This is a genomic window from uncultured Methanobrevibacter sp., from assembly GCF_937898925.1.
Taxonomy (GTDB): domain Archaea; phylum Methanobacteriota; class Methanobacteria; order Methanobacteriales; family Methanobacteriaceae; genus Methanobrevibacter.
Map to the genome: position 1 here is coordinate 1 of NZ_CALDKF010000021.1, position 18,818 is coordinate 18,818.

17 protein-coding genes, 1 tRNA gene and 1 pseudogene are annotated in these 18,818 nt (G+C 31.6%); 11 read left to right on the top strand and 8 right to left on the bottom strand.

Annotation, left to right across the window (positions count from 1 at the left end):
• From Q0409_RS01505 to Q0409_RS01525, 5 genes and pseudogenes are all read left to right on the top strand, one after another.
• Positions 1–246, top strand: a pseudogene (locus Q0409_RS01505) (UMP kinase); the annotation flags it as partial.
• Between the two features lie 128 nt (positions 247–374).
• Positions 375–1,169 carry a TatD family hydrolase gene (locus tag Q0409_RS01510; RefSeq protein ID WP_298534328.1) on the top strand — a complete coding sequence of 265 codons (795 nt, stop codon included), beginning with the start codon at positions 375–377 and terminating at the stop codon, positions 1,167–1,169.
• A 154-nt stretch (positions 1,170–1,323) separates the two neighbouring features.
• Complete coding sequence (locus tag Q0409_RS01515; RefSeq protein ID WP_298534330.1) at positions 1,324–1,512, top strand: DUF2116 family Zn-ribbon domain-containing protein; 189 nt, start codon at positions 1,324–1,326, stop codon at positions 1,510–1,512.
• Positions 1,513–1,639: 127 nt separating this feature from the next.
• The gene (locus Q0409_RS01520) at positions 1,640–1,963 is read left to right on the top strand and encodes a YbjQ family protein (RefSeq protein ID WP_298534333.1); all 324 of its coding nucleotides are present in this window, start codon (positions 1,640–1,642) and stop codon (positions 1,961–1,963) included.
• A 42-nt stretch (positions 1,964–2,005) separates the two neighbouring features.
• A complete protein-coding gene (locus Q0409_RS01525; protein WP_298534335.1) occupies positions 2,006–2,941 on the top strand; it encodes a hypothetical protein in 936 nt (311 codons plus the stop codon).
• Between the two features lie 96 nt (positions 2,942–3,037).
• On the opposite strand, the gene Q0409_RS01530 is transcribed toward Q0409_RS01525, so the two are convergent.
• Positions 3,038–3,868: a sulfite exporter TauE/SafE family protein gene (locus Q0409_RS01530; RefSeq protein ID WP_298534337.1), complete on the bottom strand. Its 831-nt coding sequence runs from the start codon at positions 3,866–3,868 to the stop codon at positions 3,038–3,040.
• Between the two features lie 168 nt (positions 3,869–4,036).
• Here Q0409_RS01530 and Q0409_RS01535 point away from each other — a divergent pair, with 168 nt between their 5' ends.
• Positions 4,037–5,179 carry a hypothetical protein gene (locus Q0409_RS01535; protein ID WP_298534339.1) on the top strand — a complete coding sequence of 381 codons (1,143 nt, stop codon included), beginning with the start codon at positions 4,037–4,039 and terminating at the stop codon, positions 5,177–5,179.
• Between the two features lie 153 nt (positions 5,180–5,332).
• Positions 5,333–7,264, top strand: a complete 1,932-nt coding sequence (locus Q0409_RS01540) for an MJ1255/VC2487 family glycosyltransferase (RefSeq protein WP_298534342.1) — start codon at positions 5,333–5,335, stop codon at positions 7,262–7,264.
• Between the two features lie 233 nt (positions 7,265–7,497).
• On the opposite strand, the gene Q0409_RS01545 is transcribed toward Q0409_RS01540, so the two are convergent.
• Together Q0409_RS01545 and Q0409_RS01550 are read right to left on the bottom strand one after the other, a co-directional pair.
• Entirely contained in the window at positions 7,498–8,493 is a 996-nt protein-coding gene (locus tag Q0409_RS01545) for a transcription initiation factor IIB (protein WP_292788624.1), read from the bottom strand.
• Between the two features lie 142 nt (positions 8,494–8,635).
• Entirely contained in the window at positions 8,636–9,010 is a 375-nt protein-coding gene (locus tag Q0409_RS01550) for a Gar1/Naf1 family protein (RefSeq protein WP_298534344.1), read from the bottom strand.
• Between the two features lie 274 nt (positions 9,011–9,284).
• Here Q0409_RS01550 and Q0409_RS01555 point away from each other — a divergent pair, with 274 nt between their 5' ends.
• Entirely contained in the window at positions 9,285–10,010 is a 726-nt protein-coding gene (locus Q0409_RS01555) for an NAD-dependent protein deacylase (protein ID WP_298534347.1), read from the top strand.
• Positions 10,011–10,125: 115 nt separating this feature from the next.
• On the opposite strand, the gene Q0409_RS01560 is transcribed toward Q0409_RS01555, so the two are convergent.
• Positions 10,126–10,860 (bottom strand): RraA family protein, encoded by a 735-nt coding sequence (locus Q0409_RS01560; RefSeq protein WP_298534351.1) that lies wholly within the window; start codon positions 10,858–10,860, stop codon positions 10,126–10,128.
• Positions 10,861–11,973: 1,113 nt separating this feature from the next.
• Here Q0409_RS01560 and dnaG point away from each other — a divergent pair.
• From dnaG to Q0409_RS01575, 3 genes are all read left to right on the top strand, one after another.
• Positions 11,974–13,341: a DNA primase DnaG gene (gene dnaG / locus Q0409_RS01565; protein ID WP_298534353.1), complete on the top strand. Its 1,368-nt coding sequence runs from the start codon at positions 11,974–11,976 to the stop codon at positions 13,339–13,341.
• A 422-nt stretch (positions 13,342–13,763) separates the two neighbouring features.
• Positions 13,764–14,660 (top strand): site-specific tyrosine recombinase/integron integrase, encoded by an 897-nt coding sequence (gene xerA, locus Q0409_RS01570; protein WP_298534381.1) that lies wholly within the window; start codon positions 13,764–13,766, stop codon positions 14,658–14,660.
• Positions 14,661–14,723: 63 nt separating this feature from the next.
• Positions 14,724–15,959: an ATP-grasp domain-containing protein gene (locus Q0409_RS01575; protein WP_298534356.1), complete on the top strand. Its 1,236-nt coding sequence runs from the start codon at positions 14,724–14,726 to the stop codon at positions 15,957–15,959.
• A 33-nt stretch (positions 15,960–15,992) separates the two neighbouring features.
• Here the strand turns inward: Q0409_RS01575 and Q0409_RS01580 are convergent, their stop codons facing one another.
• The 4 genes from Q0409_RS01580 to Q0409_RS01595 form a co-directional block, all read right to left on the bottom strand.
• The gene (locus tag Q0409_RS01580) at positions 15,993–16,142 is read right to left on the bottom strand and encodes a hypothetical protein (RefSeq protein ID WP_295606583.1); all 150 of its coding nucleotides are present in this window, start codon (positions 16,140–16,142) and stop codon (positions 15,993–15,995) included.
• 158 nt (positions 16,143–16,300) lie between these two features.
• Positions 16,301–16,372, bottom strand: a tRNA-Gln gene (locus Q0409_RS01585).
• A gap of 275 nt (positions 16,373–16,647) precedes the next feature.
• Positions 16,648–17,337 (bottom strand): V-type ATP synthase subunit D, encoded by a 690-nt coding sequence (locus Q0409_RS01590; protein ID WP_298534358.1) that lies wholly within the window; start codon positions 17,335–17,337, stop codon positions 16,648–16,650.
• A 94-nt stretch (positions 17,338–17,431) separates the two neighbouring features.
• A complete protein-coding gene (locus Q0409_RS01595; protein ID WP_295606577.1) occupies positions 17,432–18,817 on the bottom strand; it encodes an ATP synthase subunit B in 1,386 nt (461 codons plus the stop codon).
• Between the last annotated feature and the right edge of the window lies 1 nt (position 18,818).

Here is an 18,818-nt window from a genome sequence, read left to right on the forward strand (position 1 = left end):
TACACTAAAGACCCTAAAAAGTACGATGATGCAGAACTCATTGAGGAAATCACAGCTTCTGACATGATGGGAATCATCAGCGGAAACGATGTAAAGGCAGGAACCTATGAATTCATTGACACAACTGCAATTCAAATGATTAAGCGTTCCAATTTAGAAACCGTAATAGCTAATGGTAATGAACCTCAAAACCTAATTAGAGCTATTAAAGGTGAAAAAATAGGAACCCGTGTTATTTCCGAATAAGTAACACATTTACTTTTTTTAATTTATAAAAAGAAAAATTTTGTTCAAACTTTTTTTAAGAATTTTCTACATCAAAATGAAGATTATTTTGATCAAACTTTTTCTAAAAGTTTGTTTAAGTGATTTAAATGACTGGATTAATTGATATAGGATTAAACTTGATGCACAAGTCCTTTGATAAAAACAGAGAAGAAATCATAAGAAATGCAAATGATGTTGGAGTAAGCCAGTTCATCATTACTGGAACCAATATCCAATCAAGCAAAACTGCTCTTGAGTTCGCAAAGCAAGACCAATTCAAAGGAGTTTTATTCTCAACTGCTGGAGTCCATCCTCACGATGCAAAGACCTGTGATGGCAGTACAATAGAAACATTAAGGGAATTTGCAAAAGAGGACTGTGTAGTGGCTATTGGAGAGTGCGGTCTTGACTATAACAGAAACTATTCTCCTCAGGATGTTCAAAGAAAATGGTTTGAAGAGCAAGTGAAGCTTGCAGATGAATTGGATATGCCACTATTCCTGCATGAACGTGAAGCACATGAAGATTTAGTTAAAATACTTGAAAAATATCCTAATATGTGTGAAAAGGCTTGTGTCCATTGCTTTACAGGAACTAAAGTGGAAGCTGAAAAATACCTTGAGTTAGGCTGCTCCATTGGAGTGACCGGTTGGATTTGTGATGAGAGAAGAGGTCAATCATTGCAGGAAGCTGTAACAGTGATTCCACCTGAGAAGATGATGATAGAAACTGATGCACCTTTCCTGATTCCAAGAAACTTCCCTAAAAAGCCAAAATCAAACAAGAACAAACCTGAATACTTGCCACATATCCTGAATACAATAGCTGAGTACAAAGGTATGGATAGTGAAGAGCTTGGCAAAAAGGTAAGTGAAACAACAAGAAAATTCTTTAATATCTAAGTTTAGACAATTTTTAAATAATATTAAATCAATATTAAAATAATAGAATATAATTTTTATATGATTGATTAAAATTATTTAATAAAATTATAATTTATTAAATTTAAGTAAATCAAACTTATTAATAATCAAAAAATTAAAAAAGGTGAGAAATATGGTAGAACCACATAAACATTGCCCAGTATGCGGCAGCCCAATACCAATGAAAGAAAGAGTCTGCTCTGCAGATTGTCAAAAAGTATTAGAACAACAACAAAAGAACATTAAAAAAAGCAGATTAATGCTATTTGGTGTAATCGTAGTGTTCATTCTCGTATGGGCATACTTCATGTTCTTTAAATAAATTAACCATAAAAAACAATTAACACAATAAATGGCTATTAATTAAACTTAATAGCTAACAATATTTTTTTAAACAAAAAGTCAAATTATAATTATTTTTTTAAAATCAGACAATTTTAAGTGATAAAATGTTATTGTCCTCAACAAGTACTTTAGAAAACAAAACCATTGTAAAATATCATGGATTGGTTAATGGAGAATCATTAATTGGATCCAACATATATAAAGACTTATTCTCTGGAGTTAGAGACGTTGTGGCAGGAAGAACCAGCACTTATGCTGAAGAGCTTGAATCAGCAAGAAATGAAGCATTCCAAATTATGGAAAACAAGGCAAAGGAACTTGGTGCCAACGGAATCATAGGGCTTAAGATATCCTATAACAACCTTGGAGGCACTATGGGAAACACCATTTTAGTAACTGCATATGGAACCGCTGTAAGTTACGAATAAACTTTAAACTATTTTTTTAATCAACTTTTAATGAGTGAATAAATGCTGAATAAAATCAAACGAAAACTAAATGATTTATCCATCTATAAACGTCTCAAGGATGAGGAAGAGAGAAAAGTATTCCTAAAAGAGTTGGGATGTATTGATATAGGGATAATAGTAGGTATAGTCACCTATGTGATTTGCCTATACACTCACTTTGACATTTACGGATGGAATTTCGGATTGGTCTTATCTCCACTTTTTGCAGGATATGCTGAAAGTCTAGCTGCAAAAAGGTATCTTGAAGAAAGTACCGGTGCAATTAGTGCATTCATTCTCTTTTTAATTACAGTTGTCTATGGATTCATCATATCAAACCCGACTTTAGGATTCAATGTAATTACAGCAGGAAGCATAGTCATAATCCTTCAAGCGGCATTTCCAATTGCTGTGAATTATTTCCTTATCGCAACTGTTTTAGCTATCATCTCCCACGTTACAGGTGTCTTTAAGAAGATTACACACTCCATATGGAATTTATATGAAAAAATCTTTAATAAAAAGACAAAGCTAAAAGAGAAAATTGAAGAAAAGAAAAGCAACAGGGTACACAGTTTTTATGATGGGAAACTTGATATGAATAATTTAGGAGTCCTATTATTGACTATGGAGGATTCTCCTAAAGACTTAAACATACTTGAGTATAAAGGAATCTACGAATCAAGCCATATCTTTTCATTTAAACGAAGAGAAGAAATAAAATCAGGAATTGAAGACTCATTGGAAAAGGAATTGCTCATTTGTGCTAAAAATGCTGAAGACAAGGCATTGTTGAAATTAATTAAGCAATTAAAGGCAGATGGGTGCAATGGCCTATTGAACATGAATATGGCAATTGAAACATTAGGTCCAAGCATGGGAGAAAACATATCTCAGGTGGTTATTAGAGGAACTGGAGTCGTATTTAAAGAAAAAGAGGATGTGAGTTCCTTATAATCACTAAAAGAATATAATTTATAAATTACCAATATCTATTTTTTAACTTTTTTTAAGGTATTCTATTTTTTAACTTTTTTTAAGGTATTCTATTTTTTACAATCCCAATAGAATAGCTATTGGATCAAATCCGATCATTTTTATTGCCATATAAATCAAGATAATGGAAAATATCTGTTTTAGTCTTTCCTTAGGCATTTTATAAACTAATTTTGCACCAACTGTTGCCATAGGCACTGAAAACAGTACAATGAGAACAAAATTCACCAAACTCACATAACCTAATGAATATGGCATTGGATTAACTGACCAGCCAGTGTAAATGTATGAAATGAGTCCTCCAATAGCTGTCAATGCTATGAAGACTGAAGATGTTCCAATAGCTTGAATCAAGCTGAATCCAAACAATATGCAAAGGGCAGGAATCAAGAAGACACCACCACCTACACCAAGCAAGCCAGATACAATTCCTATTGAAAAACCTACAATAGCTGCATTCAATAAATTGAAGTCAATAAGTGCCTTTTCACCATCAGTTCGAGATCCAAATAGCATATCCAAAGCTACAATAAAGAGTAAGCATGCAAAAATAATCTGCAAGATTCTTGAAGGAACAACATTTGCAAGAAGGCCACCGCAAAATCCTCCAATAATTCCAAAAACAGCTAATCTGATAGCTGGCTTTACAATAGACTTGTTCTTTTTCTGATGCTGATAAGCTCCAGATGAAGCTGTTGGAATGATGATTGCCAAACTGGTTCCCAAGGATATCATCATAGCAAGTGAAGGGTCCACTCCCACAGAATCGAATAAGAAGAATTGCAGAGGAACCATTAGGAATCCTCCACCTACTCCAAGCAATCCTGAAGCGAATCCTGCAAATATTCCTATTAAAATCAAACCTATATAAAAGCTAATTGGAAACATGATAACACTTTAAAATATAATAATTCAAGTTAAAATATAAAAATTTATAAATTATATGATTAATAAAACTTATAATAATATTGTATTTCATGTTTTAAATAAATATTTGAAAATATGGATTTTTAGAAATTGAAAAATTAAAATGGCTTTTGCTATGGGGAAATTCTTATGAAAACAAATAAATACATTCCTTTTGGAATAATTCTAATCATTTTTGGAACTCTCCTATTCTTCTTAAGTGGAATAGACCAATTCATAAGACCATTTACCCAACCGATTCTAATGGGATCATCAAAAGGAAAAGACATTCTCTTTTTTGTCCTTTTAGGAATTACCATAATATTATCCACACTTGGAGATAATGAAAGAATACACAGCTATTTTAAGAATCTCAATACTCCAGAAATGCTAAAAGATAAGGATTTTTACTTAAAATTATCATTAATCCTATTGCTTTTTACTGCAATAGCTGGACTGATTATGGAATTTTACTTAAGGAATTCACTTGGAATAGACTGGAACACAATTATTGTAATCATGAATCCAAGTGAAACAAGCACAAGCATTCTCCATTCCCACTTATACAAAGGAATATTTGGAATGATTCTTGGAATGCTTTTAACTTACATTCCAGCGGGAATCCATACCGGAAGCTCCTTAAGTGCTTACACTCCAGATTTAATTGGTCTTCTATTCATATTAATTCCAATCAATTATATTGTCATGGTACTTTCATTGCAAAGACGAAAGGCAGCCCCAAGAATCTTTTTGGCAGTTGCAATCACAATCGGCATAATTGGACTCATTGATGGAGGATTATTTGCAACTCCAACAGTTGGAGGAATTTATGGGATACTCATATTGATGTACAATAATGAAATACTTAAAGGATTTTCAGATTATATAACTGAAAAATATAAAAGAGATGCAATTAAAAGCCAATTAACTGAAGAACTGATCACAATTAAATCTGTTTTATCAGGCAAAATGAGAGATAACGGAAAATCAGTTAAAAAGTATTTGAAGATTTTGATTCCACATATCGCTTTGATTCTAATCATCATCTTAAGGTTTTCAATTGCATTTTATGGAGCTTGTCCTGATTCTTATGAATTAGATATATGCCACCCACATGATCTTGATGGATTGAATCAATACGATGTATTAAATTTAACAGAGCATGAAAATAAAACAACATTCTACATTTCAAATCAATATAATGAGATGGAATTGTTAAATAACTTAGCCATTGATTTGAAGGGAAAATGTGATTGGTATTCACTTAGCTGGAACATATATTCATACTTATAGAATCATTAAAAAAATATCATTATTTATAAGCAATAATAATTATTAAATAAATACAATAAAATAAAAACAAAAACAACTCAAATAAAAACAATTCAAATAAAAACAATTCAAATAAAAACAATTCAACAATATCTAATAATAAGAGATGATTAAATGAAAATTAGTATTATCATACCTACATACAACGAAGAGGAATATCTTCCTAAATTGCTTGAAAGCATAAAATCACAAGATTTTACTGATTATGAAATTATTGTTGCTGATGCGCAATCAGATGATAATACTAGAGAGATCGCTAAGGAATATGGTTGTATTGTTGTAGAAGGCGGACTTCCTGGACCTGGAAGAAATAGAGGTGCAGAAGAGGCCCAAGGTGAAATATTGCTATTTTTAGACTCTGACTTGGAATTGACCGAAAATTACCTAAGCAATGTGATTGAAGAGTTTGAATCCGAGGATTTGGGAATAGCGATTACCCAAATGACTCCACTTTCTGAAAAGAAAAGGGACAAGTATCTCCACGACCTTGCAAACTGGTTTATGATAGCTGTTGAAAACATAAAGCCTCATGGAGCAGGATGCTATGGGATCATCTCCAAAAAGGGCTTGCATGATGAAGTGGGAGGATTTGACGAAAATCTAAGCTTTGGTGAAGACACTGACTATATCGAACGTGTTGCTGAAATAAGCGAGTTCAAAGTGCTTAGAAATGCAAGAATTGGAGTTTCCACAAGAAGACTTGAAGAGGAAGGGCTTTACACCTTACTTAAACAGTATGGTAAAAGTACTGTTAATGACTTTAGAGGAAAAAGAACCTCCGCAGAGGATTTAGGTTATGAGTTTGGCCATGACCCAATAGCTGCACTTGATAGTGTTGATATGGAAAGGATTGCTGAAAAATCCAGAAACAGAAAAATCAAAGACAGAATCAATAAATTCAAGGACAGGGACATTGAAGAGAATAAATTAATTGAAGTTACTGAAGAGGAAACAGGGCTTGTTGTTAAAGAGGCAGCAGGCTCACAAGGCAAAAAAAGAATTTTCTATTCCGTCTGTGGAGAAGGAATGGGACATGCAATCAGAAGCAGCGTTATTCTAGAGCATTTAACCAAAAAATATGACGTTTACATTTTCTCAAGTGAAAGGGCATATGAATTCCTCAACAGCAAATTCGATAATGTATTCGAGATTGGAGGATTCAACACTGTCTATGAAAACAATGTGGTTAGAACCAAGAAAACATTCTTCAAGGCATTGAAGGCAAATCCTACAAACCTGAAGGAAGGATACAATGTATTGTATAAGGAATGCAAGAGAATCAAGCCTAATATAATCATATCAGACTTTGAAAACTATTCAAGTATGCTCAGTAAGATCATGAACATTCCACTCATTAGCCTTGACAATATCCATATGCTGACCCAATGCGAATATGATTATCCTCCAAATCACAGAGCGGATATGCTAACTGCAAAGGCAGTTACAAAATCATATATCCTAAGGCCAAAAAGGCATATAATAACTTCATTCTTCTATCCTCCATTAAAGCATCCTAAGATGACTGCTCTTTACCCTCCAGTATTGAGGGAAGAGATAATGAAATTGGAACCTGTTGAAGGTGAGCATGTTTTGGTTTATCAAACAGCAGAATCAAGCATAAACCTTATGGAAGAGCTTAAGAAGCTTGATTACAAATTCATCGTTTATGGTTTCAACAAGGATGAAGTTGATGAGAACTTGACATACAGGTCTTTCAATGAAGAGCAGATCTTTGAGGATATGAGAACAGCTAAGGCAATTATAGTGAATGGTGGGTTCACTATGATTTCAGAGGCAATCTACCTTAAGAAGCCTATCTACAGCACTCCTGCCCATAAGAACTTTGAACAGATATTGAATGGATTCTATGTTGAAAAGTTAGGATTTGGAGAATACCATGATAAATTGGATGTCAAAAAGATTGAAATCTTTTTGGATAATCTTGACAAGTATCAGGAAAACTTGAATAAGGTAGAACCATGGGACAATACTGAAATCCTAAAGGATCTTGACTTAAGCATTGAAAAATATTCAAAGCTTTATTAGCTCCTGAATTGAAAAATAAGCCTTTTTTATTAATTTTTTTAAAAAACTATTTTTTACTTCATGTAATTACATGGTTTAGATGAAAATAAATTTTTAATATTTTATTAACTACTTCTTAATTAATTTTTTATTATTTTTTAACAATTTTTTAAGAAAAGATTTTTAATTGATTTAATAGTTTCATATATTACGAATTAAAATATTTGAAATAAAAAAAAGAAAAGAATTGAGTGTTATAAAGTTACACCCATTTCTAATTGTTCAGTAAGTTCTTTGTATCTGTTACGGATAGTTACTTCAGTTACACCTGCAACTTCTGCAACATCTCTTTGGGTTTTTCTTTCACCTAATAAAACAGATGCAATGTATAATGCAGCAGCAGCTACACCAGTTGGACCTCTACCGGAAGTTAATCCTTTTTCCATTGCCTTTTCAATGATTTCAATGGATCGGGATTGTACTTCACCAGACAAACCAAGTTCACTTGCAAATCTTGGAACATAATCTACTGGAGATGTAGGAGGCAACTTAATGTTCAATTCTCTTGTCAAGAATCTGTAAGTTCTTCCAACTTCTTTTTTACTTACTCTAGAAACTTCAGCAATTTCATCTAAAGTACGAGGTACTTTACATCTTCTACAAGCTGCATATAAAGAAGCAGCTACAACCCCTTCAATACTTCTTCCACGGATAAGCTTGTTTTCAACTGCACTTCTGTAAACAACAGAAGCAGCTTCCCTTACACTTCTTGGAAGACCTAATCTTGAAGAGTCTCTGTCTAATTCACTTAATGCAAAAGCCAAGTTACGTTCAGTAGCACCGGAAATTCTGATTTTTCTTTGCCATTTTCTTAAACGGTACCATTGAGCTCTGTTTCTTGCAGGAATATCTCTACCATAGATGTCCTTATTCCTCCAATCAATCATTGTACTTAAACCTTTATCGTGAATAGTGTAAGTAATAGGAGCACCTACTCTTGTACGTTTGTCTCTTTGTTCGTGGTCGAATGCTCTCCATTCTGGACCCATATCTACAAGGTTTTCATCAATAACTAATCCACAGTTAGCACAAACCACTTCTGCCCTTTCATAATCTCCAATTAAATCAGTTGAACCACATTGTGGACATACGGTTTGTTTTTCTGGCTCAGAGTCATCTTTTTGTCTTCTTCTTGAAGTTCTTTTGGAATTTTGAAGAACTTCTTCAGATAATCCTTCTTTCGTGTTAATCTCTCCTATTATATCAATTTGACTAATTTTTCCCTAAAAATATAGGAAAAAACTTTTTAGATTTTCTCTAAGAAATGAATAGAGAAAAAACTTTCTAGATTTTCTCTAAGAAATGAATAGAGAAAAAACTTTTAAAATTATTCTATTTGTTTCTTCTTTTTCTTGAATTGGATTTCCTATTTTTAGAATTTTTTGAATTCTTGGAATTTTTGGAATTGGATTTTGAACCCTTTTTGGATTTAGAGTTCTTATTTTTCTTATTGATTTTCTCCATTTCACTTTTAGTGGAAACAAATAGCTTTTCACCATGTCTACTTTCAAGGTCTCTTCTATTTACTGACCTAAAAATATTTACGGAAACGTATGGATTTTTTACTGGACCAAAAATAGAATATACCTTACCTATTTTCTGCTTATCATTAGTAAAAACAAAAGCTCCAGCAGGAGGAGTCTTTGTGGTCTTGACGATAAGCTTTCCAGAATTGGCAAGGTGTGAGATGTTACCTAAAAATTTCATCAAATCACCTTAAAAATAAACATTAGTACAACTTAATATAATGACATTATAGTATATAAATGTTTCGATGCCTTTATATATAAAAAAATTCCTTCTTAAAAAGGGTTACTAAAAAGTCCAAATAAAACTCTTTATATACCCTATCCATAGAAAAATTCATTCCTTAATCAACAAACAATTGATTAATAATAGTTATCTTGGGTCATATATAAAGATTATGGAATTTGATGGAAGATAATAAGAAATAATAGTAAATAAAAACATAAATAAAATTATGAATGAAATTAGGCAACTGCAAGAGATTATAGACAAAAGTGACAATATCGTATTCTTTGGAGGAGCAGGTGTTTCTACAGAAAGTGGAATCCCAGACTTTAGATCTGAAAGTGGAATATTTAAAAGCCTGCAAAAATACGGGCATAGGCCAGAATATCTGGTTTCACATAGTTACTACATGGAACATACTGAAGAGTTTTTCAATTATTACAAGGAAAATCTCATTTTCAAGGATGCAAAGCCAAATCCTGCACACTTAAAGCTTGCTGAACTTGAAAAAGCAGGTAAGCTAAAGGCAGTAATCACTCAAAACATTGATGGATTGCACCAAAAGGCAGGAAGCAAGAATGTTTTAGAGCTTCATGGAAGCATTCACAGAAACTATTGTGAGTTCTGCAAAAGGGAATATGATCTGGATTTCATCTTAAAAAGTGAAGGGATTCCTAGATGTGAATGCGGAGGAATAGTCAAGCCTGATGTTGTGCTTTATGAAGAGCCCTTAAACAATGATGTTTTAAGCTCATCCATCAATTACATAGCTAATGCAGACACATTGATAATCGGAGGGACATCACTTGTCGTTTATCCTGCTGCAGGATTGATAAATTACTTCAATGGCTCAAAATTGGTCTTGATCAATAAAAGCGAAACTCCTTATGACAATTTAGCAAGTTTAGTCATTAATGAAGCTATTGGGGAAACTTTAGAACAGATAAAAATATGATAAAAAATATGATAAAAAATATGATAAAAAATATGATAAATATATAAAAATAAAAAATTAATAAAAAAAGAAAAAAGAGGGCAATAATTGCCTTTAAAAAATAGTTAAAAGATTATTATCTATTCAAACCAATAATCTCAGATAATAATCTACCTTTTTTCAATTCCTTAATGATATGGCTTTCCTTAACCTTTACGTTAAAGGTTGCCACCATTGTTTCATGGAAGAGTTCCTTAGGAATCACCACTACACCATTTTGATCTCCAAACACGAAGTCACCAGGCTTTATGATATCATCATCGATTTCCAAATCAATGTTAATTTCACCGAGACCTAATGCCTTTCCAGCATTTGGAAGGTAATCAAGGGCAAATACCGGATAGTCCAAATCAACGAGAGCATCCATATCCCTTGCCCAACCGTATAAAACAGTTCCAGCGATTCCTTTTTCACCTGCACAGGTTGAAGCAAGCTCTCCCCAAACTGAAGCAGGCTTCCCATAAGTGTAAATGAATAGGACTTCACCTTTTTCCGCATTGTCCATAGCCATCAATGAGGTTCCCCAATCATCAGTATTGGTTTTTGCAGTGAATATCTTACCGTAAACCTTATTGTCATTCATCGGTTTCAATCCATCTATAACACCGCTTCTTCCTGAAACAGATGAGTAAGCATCTGATACTTGGCAAGCGGAACTTGAATCCAAGATCTTCTTCAATAAATCATGATTTTTACTTTTTTCATTATCTAAATCATCAATGGAAAAATTATATTTGCTAATATCTACATCATCTAAGTCAATCACCTTGGATGATTTTTTCAATAAAGTCTTAGGAGTGATTTTAGCCAATTTAACACCTCTTTTAAAAATAAAATTATTAAAAAATTATTAATAGAATAATTAATTATCTACACTTAAATTTCTAAAGGATATGTAATAAATATTTCTAAAAATTTCAATAATTTTTCCAATCATTAGAAAAATATAAAATAATTTATATATTATGATAAAGATATTATTATGTGGATACTAAATCATATAAAAATGATATTAAATTATAATAGAAATTATAATTACATTATTAATTAATTCAAACATTAATTAATTCATTATTAATTACGATTATTACGATTATTATTAAAATTAAAGACTTAAGGTGAAAGGAAAATAGATTATTATTAATTAAATTAAACTAATTATCATAAAATAAATTCAGAATAAATCTTTACTTAAATAAACAATTCACATTAATTATAAGATAAAAAGAACAATTATTCATTGAGTTATTTGAATTAGCTTATATAAAAATAAATTAAACTATTATATTCAACTACTTTTACCAATCATTAAAATCATGAGATTTTATTAAAAGATCATATCAAATTTAGAAACTAAAAACAAATCTAAATTGAAATGGAAACATTATTCCATTCATGGATTTAAATGACTTTCTTTAAATTTTAATCAAACAAATATCTTTTTTTATATGAACCTAATCATAGAATATTTCGATGATTTTAAATAGCTAATGTCTATTTAGACTCAAAAATTCTATAAAAATAGTATCTGCTTTTATCAATTAATTTATAAAATTAATTAATCAATTTATTACAAATTACAGTATAATTTAAAATTATAATCAATTATAAATTAACAAATTATATATCAAGAATTTATTAATTAAAATTAATTATAATTAAGCTAGTAGTAAAATTGTTATTAGCTAAATCTTAATTAGAATAATTAATTTTAAATCATTACTCAAAATGAGTTTAACTAAGAAAAAAATGAGGTATTATTAATTATAAATGTTTAAAACTGATAAAAAAAACAAGATTATTCATAGGATTTATGGATAATAATCAAAGGTTTTAAATTATCATGATAGATATTGGTTATGATAACAATTCTACGAAAACTAGCCTTAAATTATCCTATTACAAAGCTCAAAGGAGGCTTATTATGGGAAAAGGTGTAGAATTAACTACAACTAAATATCTTATTCACGCTCAAATCAATGCAAACGGAATCGTGGAAAAACCTGATGTAGTAGGTGCGGTTTTCGGACAGACTGAAGGCCTTTTAAGTAACGATTTAGACTTAAGAGAGCTCCAAAGAACTGGAAGAATCGGAAGGATCCAAGTTATCATTCACTCAAATGGTGGACGTGCAAAGGGTGAAATCGTAATTCCATCTAGCTTAGATAGAATTGAAACTGCCATCCTTGCAGCATCCTTAGAAACCATTAACCGTGTAGGTCCTTGTGAAGCTTCTATTGAAGTTCTTAGAGTTGAAGACGTAAGAGCTGTGAAAAGACAACAAGTTATTAATCGTGCAAAAGAAATTTATATGGGCATGATGGAAACTGTCTCTCCTGAAAGCATGAAAATGATTGAAGAAATCAGAGAATCAATGAGAGTTCATGAAATCTCTGAATTCGGAGCAGAAAGACTTCCTGCAGGCCCAAACGTACACACTTCCGATGCAATTATCGTTGTTGAAGGAAGAAATGATGTTTTAAATTTATTAAAATACGGAATTAAAAACACTGTCGCAGTTGAAGGAGTTAATATCCCTACCAGTGTAGCTGAATTAACTAAAAAAAGAACTGTAACTGCATTTGTTGATGGTGACCGTGGCGGAGAATTAATCTTAAAAGAACTCTTGCAAGTTGGAGATGTAGACTACATCACTAGAGCTCCAAGAGGCAAAGAAGTTGAAGATTTAGAAAAAGAAGAAGTTTTAATTGCTTTAAGAGATAAAGCTCCTACTGAACAAGTAATAAACAACCTTGATTTCAACTTAGACACTCAAGGTAAAGTGGGAAAAAACAAAATCAACAGAACTAGCAAAACTAGTGACAGAAGAGCAAAAAACTTAAACAAATCCGATAAATTTCACGGAAACAAAAACGGCAGAACCGATCGTAAAGACAAATTCGATAGAAAAGACAGAACCGATAGAAAAAACGGTAGAAACGACCGCAGAGGAAAAGACAGAAATTCCAGAGGCCGTAGAGACAGACAAAACGACAGGATTCAGGATAGTAGAGTAAAATTATTAAAGAACATGTTAAAAGATTTAGAAGGAACTGGAAACAGTGAAATCTACGATGATTCTTTAAACCTTTTAAAAGAAACTAATGTTGAAACCCTTTACGAAGATTTAAAACAAGACAATCCTGATGCAGACACCGTTATTTTCGATGGTGTAATCAGCCAAAGATTAGTCGACATTGCATACTCCAAAGGAATCAAAACCTTAGTTGCTTTTAAATCAAGCAGAGTAATTAAAAGACCTGACAAGCTCAGAATAGTTACTTTAAACTAAATGGATTATTCGACTATTTAATTCCAAAATCCAAATAGAAATAAATTATTTTATTTCTATATTTTTTTCTTTTTTCTTTTTTTTACAAATTTTTATAATATTAATTTCTAAAATATTAATTTCTAAAATATTAATTTTTATAATATTAATTTTTACTGATTTTATGATTCAATGAGCCAATTTTAAAAATATTTAAATAAAACCATAAATATAATTAGGTATAACGAAGTAAATATTACTGAATAAATATAAAATAGAATTTTAAAATTATCCTAAATTTAGATTAATGGGTTTGGTAAAGATCTAAAGAAGGAATTAACATGAATCTTTTTACAGAGCAATTGAACTTATCAAATGAACCAATTCAAAAGTCTCCAATAAAACTGCCTGTTATCGATGAAAATGGAGATAAGAAGCATTTGATGGAAGTGTTTGATTTTGAAAGCATGCTCGAGGACTACTTGATTGAACTGGAAATTAGAAACTATTCTGAAAACACTGTAAAGACATACAGCTCCATCATCCATAACCTAATCAATTATATGAAAAATGAGGAAAACCTATATGATGGAAAAAGATTTTTAGCCAGTTTCAGAAAGTATATCCGTGACTTGAAAAGAGACAAGTACCTTACCCAGAATTACATTTACTTAACTACAGTCGTTTCAAAAAAATTCTTAGAATTCAATGACATCTATTTTTTAGAGGATATCAAGAATCCAAAGAGAACAAAGTCATTGCCTAAATCCTTAAATGAGAAGGAAGTGAAGGATTTGATTGAAGCTGTAGCCATTGATGAAAATGACACTCCTTTTAAACAGAAGTCAAAAAGAAGGGATAAAGTTATCCTAACACTGCTTTACTCTACAGGGCTTCGTATTTCAGAACTTGTAAAACTATTGAAAAGAGATATTGATTTTGATGAAAGGACCATTAGGGTTAGAGGTAAAGGTGATAAGGATAGGATCGTTCTTTTTGATGAACATACAAAAGAGCTTTTATTGGATTATCTTGAAGTGGATAAACAGAATTCAGAATTTATTTTTGTAAATAAAAATGGAAATAGCCTTACTCCAAGATATGTCCAGATGATGATAAAGAAATATGCAGATGAAGCGGGGATCAAAAAGAAAGTTACTCCTCACGTTTTAAGACACTCATTTGCTACACACCTATTAAAGAATGGAGTGGACATAAGAGTGATTCAGCAACTTCTTGGACATTCAAGTCTTTCAACAACTCAGATTTATACCAGTGTAGACATGGACACAATAAAAACAGTATATGATCAAGCAAGAGAACAGGAAAATCAATTTTAGAAATCTTAGAAAATTTTAGAAAAGTGAGAATTTTAGAAAAATAAGAATCAAGGATTGAATAATATGGAAAATTTACTTCTTATGGGAATTGACACAAGACCAATGGTTAATTCAGCACTGAAATTGGATTACAAAATATTTTCCATAAGCTATTTTAAAACTGTTGACTTTAAAGTACCTTATAGAGAGAAGCATGTTTTAGATCAGGAAAGTGTCATATCCTGTGGAAGGTTTGAAGAGAATTATTCACCTGAGAAACTACTTGAATTATCAAAGGATTTTCTTTTTCAAAATTATGATGAAAATGAAATTGATAAGATTGTACTCACCACTGGAATAAATGCAAAAAATTTTTCTGGAGAATTTAAAAAATTTAGAAAAATTGTTCGTGGCAATAAGAACACTGAATGTGTTGATAATAAATTCAAATTTTACAATAAGCTGAAAAACAAATTTGATGTCCCACTTACATTTCAACCATCTGATGTAGGGGAACTCAATGAAATTTTGCAACAATACACTAACAATCAATTTATTTTAAAACCCCTTCAAGGAAGTGGAGGGTTAGGAATTTTCTTGCTAAATAATGAAAGTTGTGATGAATTAAAACAAGTGAATGAAATTTATGAAAATATTTCACTTGAAAACTATATACTTCAGGAATATATTGAAGGAACTAACGTATCATCATCAGTATTGTCAAGTCAGAATGATAGAAAAAATTTGATCAATTCAAGATTGATAACTGAACATGACTTGGGAAATGAATCATATGAATATTCTGGAAACATTTTGCCATTGGATGAAAATAGCTTTAGAATGTTTAATGATAATCGAACAGAAATTAATGCTGATGAACTTAATGATGAGATGAAAAATACATCTGAAGATTTGATCAAGCAGTTCAACCTTATTGGATCAAATGGTGTTGACTATATATTAGATAAAGATGGTGAATTGAAAATCATTGAAATCAACCCAAGGTTCCAGGGAACTTATGAACTGGTTGAAAATTCACTTGACATAAATCTCTTGGATGCACACATAAAGGCATGTGAAGGAGAAATCATTGACATTCCAAATCCAAGCCAATATTCAATCAAGAAAATCATTTATGCAAGAAAACAGGTTAATATAGGAAATCTGAACATTCCAAATGTATATGACATTCCTTATGAAGGAGTTAAAATAGAAAAAGATCAGCCTTTAGTAACTATCATCAGTTCAAATGATGATTTAAAAACTGCAATTGATGATGCGGAAATAGCTGAAGAAAAAGTCTATGAGAATATTAAGTAAATAAAAAAGCTATAAAAAAAGTAACTATTGGAATTAGATTACTCCTACCAATATTAAAATAAGCATGATAGTACCAATAACCACCAAGAAAGTGGTAATTATCATAGCACCAGTAATACCCATGAATAATTTTGCCTTATTGTCAGGATCTCTTAAAAATTGATGAATTGGGTCTCTTCTCATAATTTCACCATTTTAAAACTTTATTGAATACAATATAATATATTAAAAAAGAACTTATTAAGTTTTACTTAAAAACTAGTTTTAAAAAAATAATTTATAAAATAAAAAATAGCCATTAAAAATATAACAGTGTTATAATTATCCTCTAAAAAAATTGATAGTCCCGAGCGGAGTCGAACCGCCGTCTCCGGGTCCAAAGCCTAGAAGGATTACCACTACCCCACGGGACTATACAACATATTGTAATATGTTAAACATAATATATAAAGTTAACTAAAATTAGGATTTTTTTTAAGTTAAATTATTTGTAAAAATAAATTTAAAAAATTTTTAAAAATATGAAAATCGATAGAAAAACAATGCCAAAAAATAGTGAAAATGTAAAATAGTGAAAAATAGTTTAAAAATTTATAAAATAAAAAAATTGAAAATAATAAAATTAAGATATAAACACAAATTCCATTTCAACAAGTGAAATATGAATTGCATTTATTCTAAATTTTAATTATTCACTTTGAGCTGCTTTTAATTGAGCTTTTGCTAAAGCTTCTGCTTCGTTTTTCTCGATAGTAGATCTAATCATCTTCATTCTTACGAAGTTTTCCCTTTCCATCTCTTCAAGCTTCATATTAATGGACTTGATAGTAGCTTGGAATCTAGGAATCATAATGTGTTCAAGTGAGTTTACTCTACGTTTAGTAGCTTCAATCTCATCAGCCAAAAGATAAATGGTCTTTTCGATTTCTCCCAATTCAATAATGTATCTTAAAGCAGTTTCGAATTTCTTTGCTGCTTCGTCTAATTGAATGGAAGTGTCGGATAAACCGTATCCTCTGTCAACTAAAGTTCTTGATTCCATTTCCATATCAGCTATAGGTACATTTACACCCATAATACTTCTTGAAGAAATATCTACTTTAACAGATTCTTTAACAGATAAAGCTGCTTTTTGAACAGCTAAATCACCCATTGTAATTTGAGCTTCAGTAAGTGCTTCATATGCTTCAGACAAATTCTTTTCAGCATTTTCTCTAGCACCTTTAACTCTATCCAAGATGTCGAAGAACTCTTTAATTAAAGCATCCCTTTTTTGTTTTAACAAACTGTGACCTTTAACTGCAAGTTTTTCCCTATCTTTAAGAGCTAATAACTCCATACGGGTTGGGTTAATACCATCAAGTATTTCTTCTGCCATACTATCCTCCTAAAAGATAATATTCCTAATTAAAACTTAAATTCGTGATGAATTTAATTAAAATATTAGAATTGAATCTAATAAAACATTAGACTTATTCTGGGTAATATTTTTCAATAAATTCATCTTTTACTCTTTTAAGTTCGGTCTTAGGCAATATGGTTAATAATTTCCAACCAAGATCTAAAGTTTCAACAATACTTCTGTCTTCATCTTTAGCTTGAGTAATGAACTCATCTTCGAAAGCTTGAGCAAATGCTAAGAAACTTTGGTCCCTTTCAGTAAGAGCGTCTTCCCCTACTACAGCAACTAAGTCTCTTAAGTTACGTCCTTCTGCGTAAGCGGAATAAAGTTGGTCAGATACACCACTGTGGTCATCACGAGTCTTATCGTCACCGATACCACCACTCATCAAACGAGATAAGGATGGAAGTACGTCTACAGGTGGGTAAATACCTTTCCTGTGGATATCCCTACTGAGTACGATTTGTCCTTCAGTAATATATCCGGTTAAGTCAGGAATTGGGTGAGTAATATCGTCTTGAGGCATAACTAAGATAGGCATCTGAGTAATAGAACCTTCTTTACCTGCAATACGTCCTGCACGTTCGTAAATACCAGCTAAGTCAGTGTACATGTAACCAGGGTAACCTCTACGACCAGGTACTTCGTCCCTAGCTGCGGAAATTTCCCTTAATGCTTCACAGTAGTTGGATAAGTCAGTAAGAATAACCAATACGTGCATACCAAGTTCGAATGCCATGTATTCAGCAGTTGTTAATGCCATTTTAGGAGTAAGGATCCTTTCAATAGCAGGGTCGTCTGCTAAGTTCATGAATACAGTTACTTTTTCTAATGCTCCAGTTCTTTCGAAATCTCTCATAAAGAAGTTTGCTTCTTCGTGAGTAATACCCATAGCAGCAAAGATTACTGCGAAGTCATCGTCTGAACCTACTACTTTAGCTTGTCTTGCAATTTGAGCAGCTAAATCGTTGTGTGGTAAACCAGAACCTGAAAAGATAGGTAACTTTTGTCCTCTTACGAGGGTGTTCATTCCATCAATAGTGGAAATACCGGTTTGGATAAACTCTGCAGGGAATTCTCTTGATGCAGGGTTCATTGGGTTACCGTTAATATCTAATTCTTTTTCTGGGATGATTTCTGGACCACCGTCAATAGGTTTACCAGTACCGTCGAAGATACGACCCATCATATCCTTTGAAACACCGATTTTAGCAGTTTCACCAGTAAATCTTACTTTAGTGTTTAAGGTGTTTAAGTCAGTAGTACCTTCGAATACTTGAACAACAGCAACATCGTCTTTAACTTCTAATACTTGTCCTCTTCTGTGTTCACCGGTAGGAGCTTCGATTTCTACGATCTCGTTATAAGCTACACCTTCAACACCTTCTACTACCATCAAAGGACCAGAAACTTCAGAAACTGTTGTATATTCTCTTGTTTTAATATCAGCATTCATT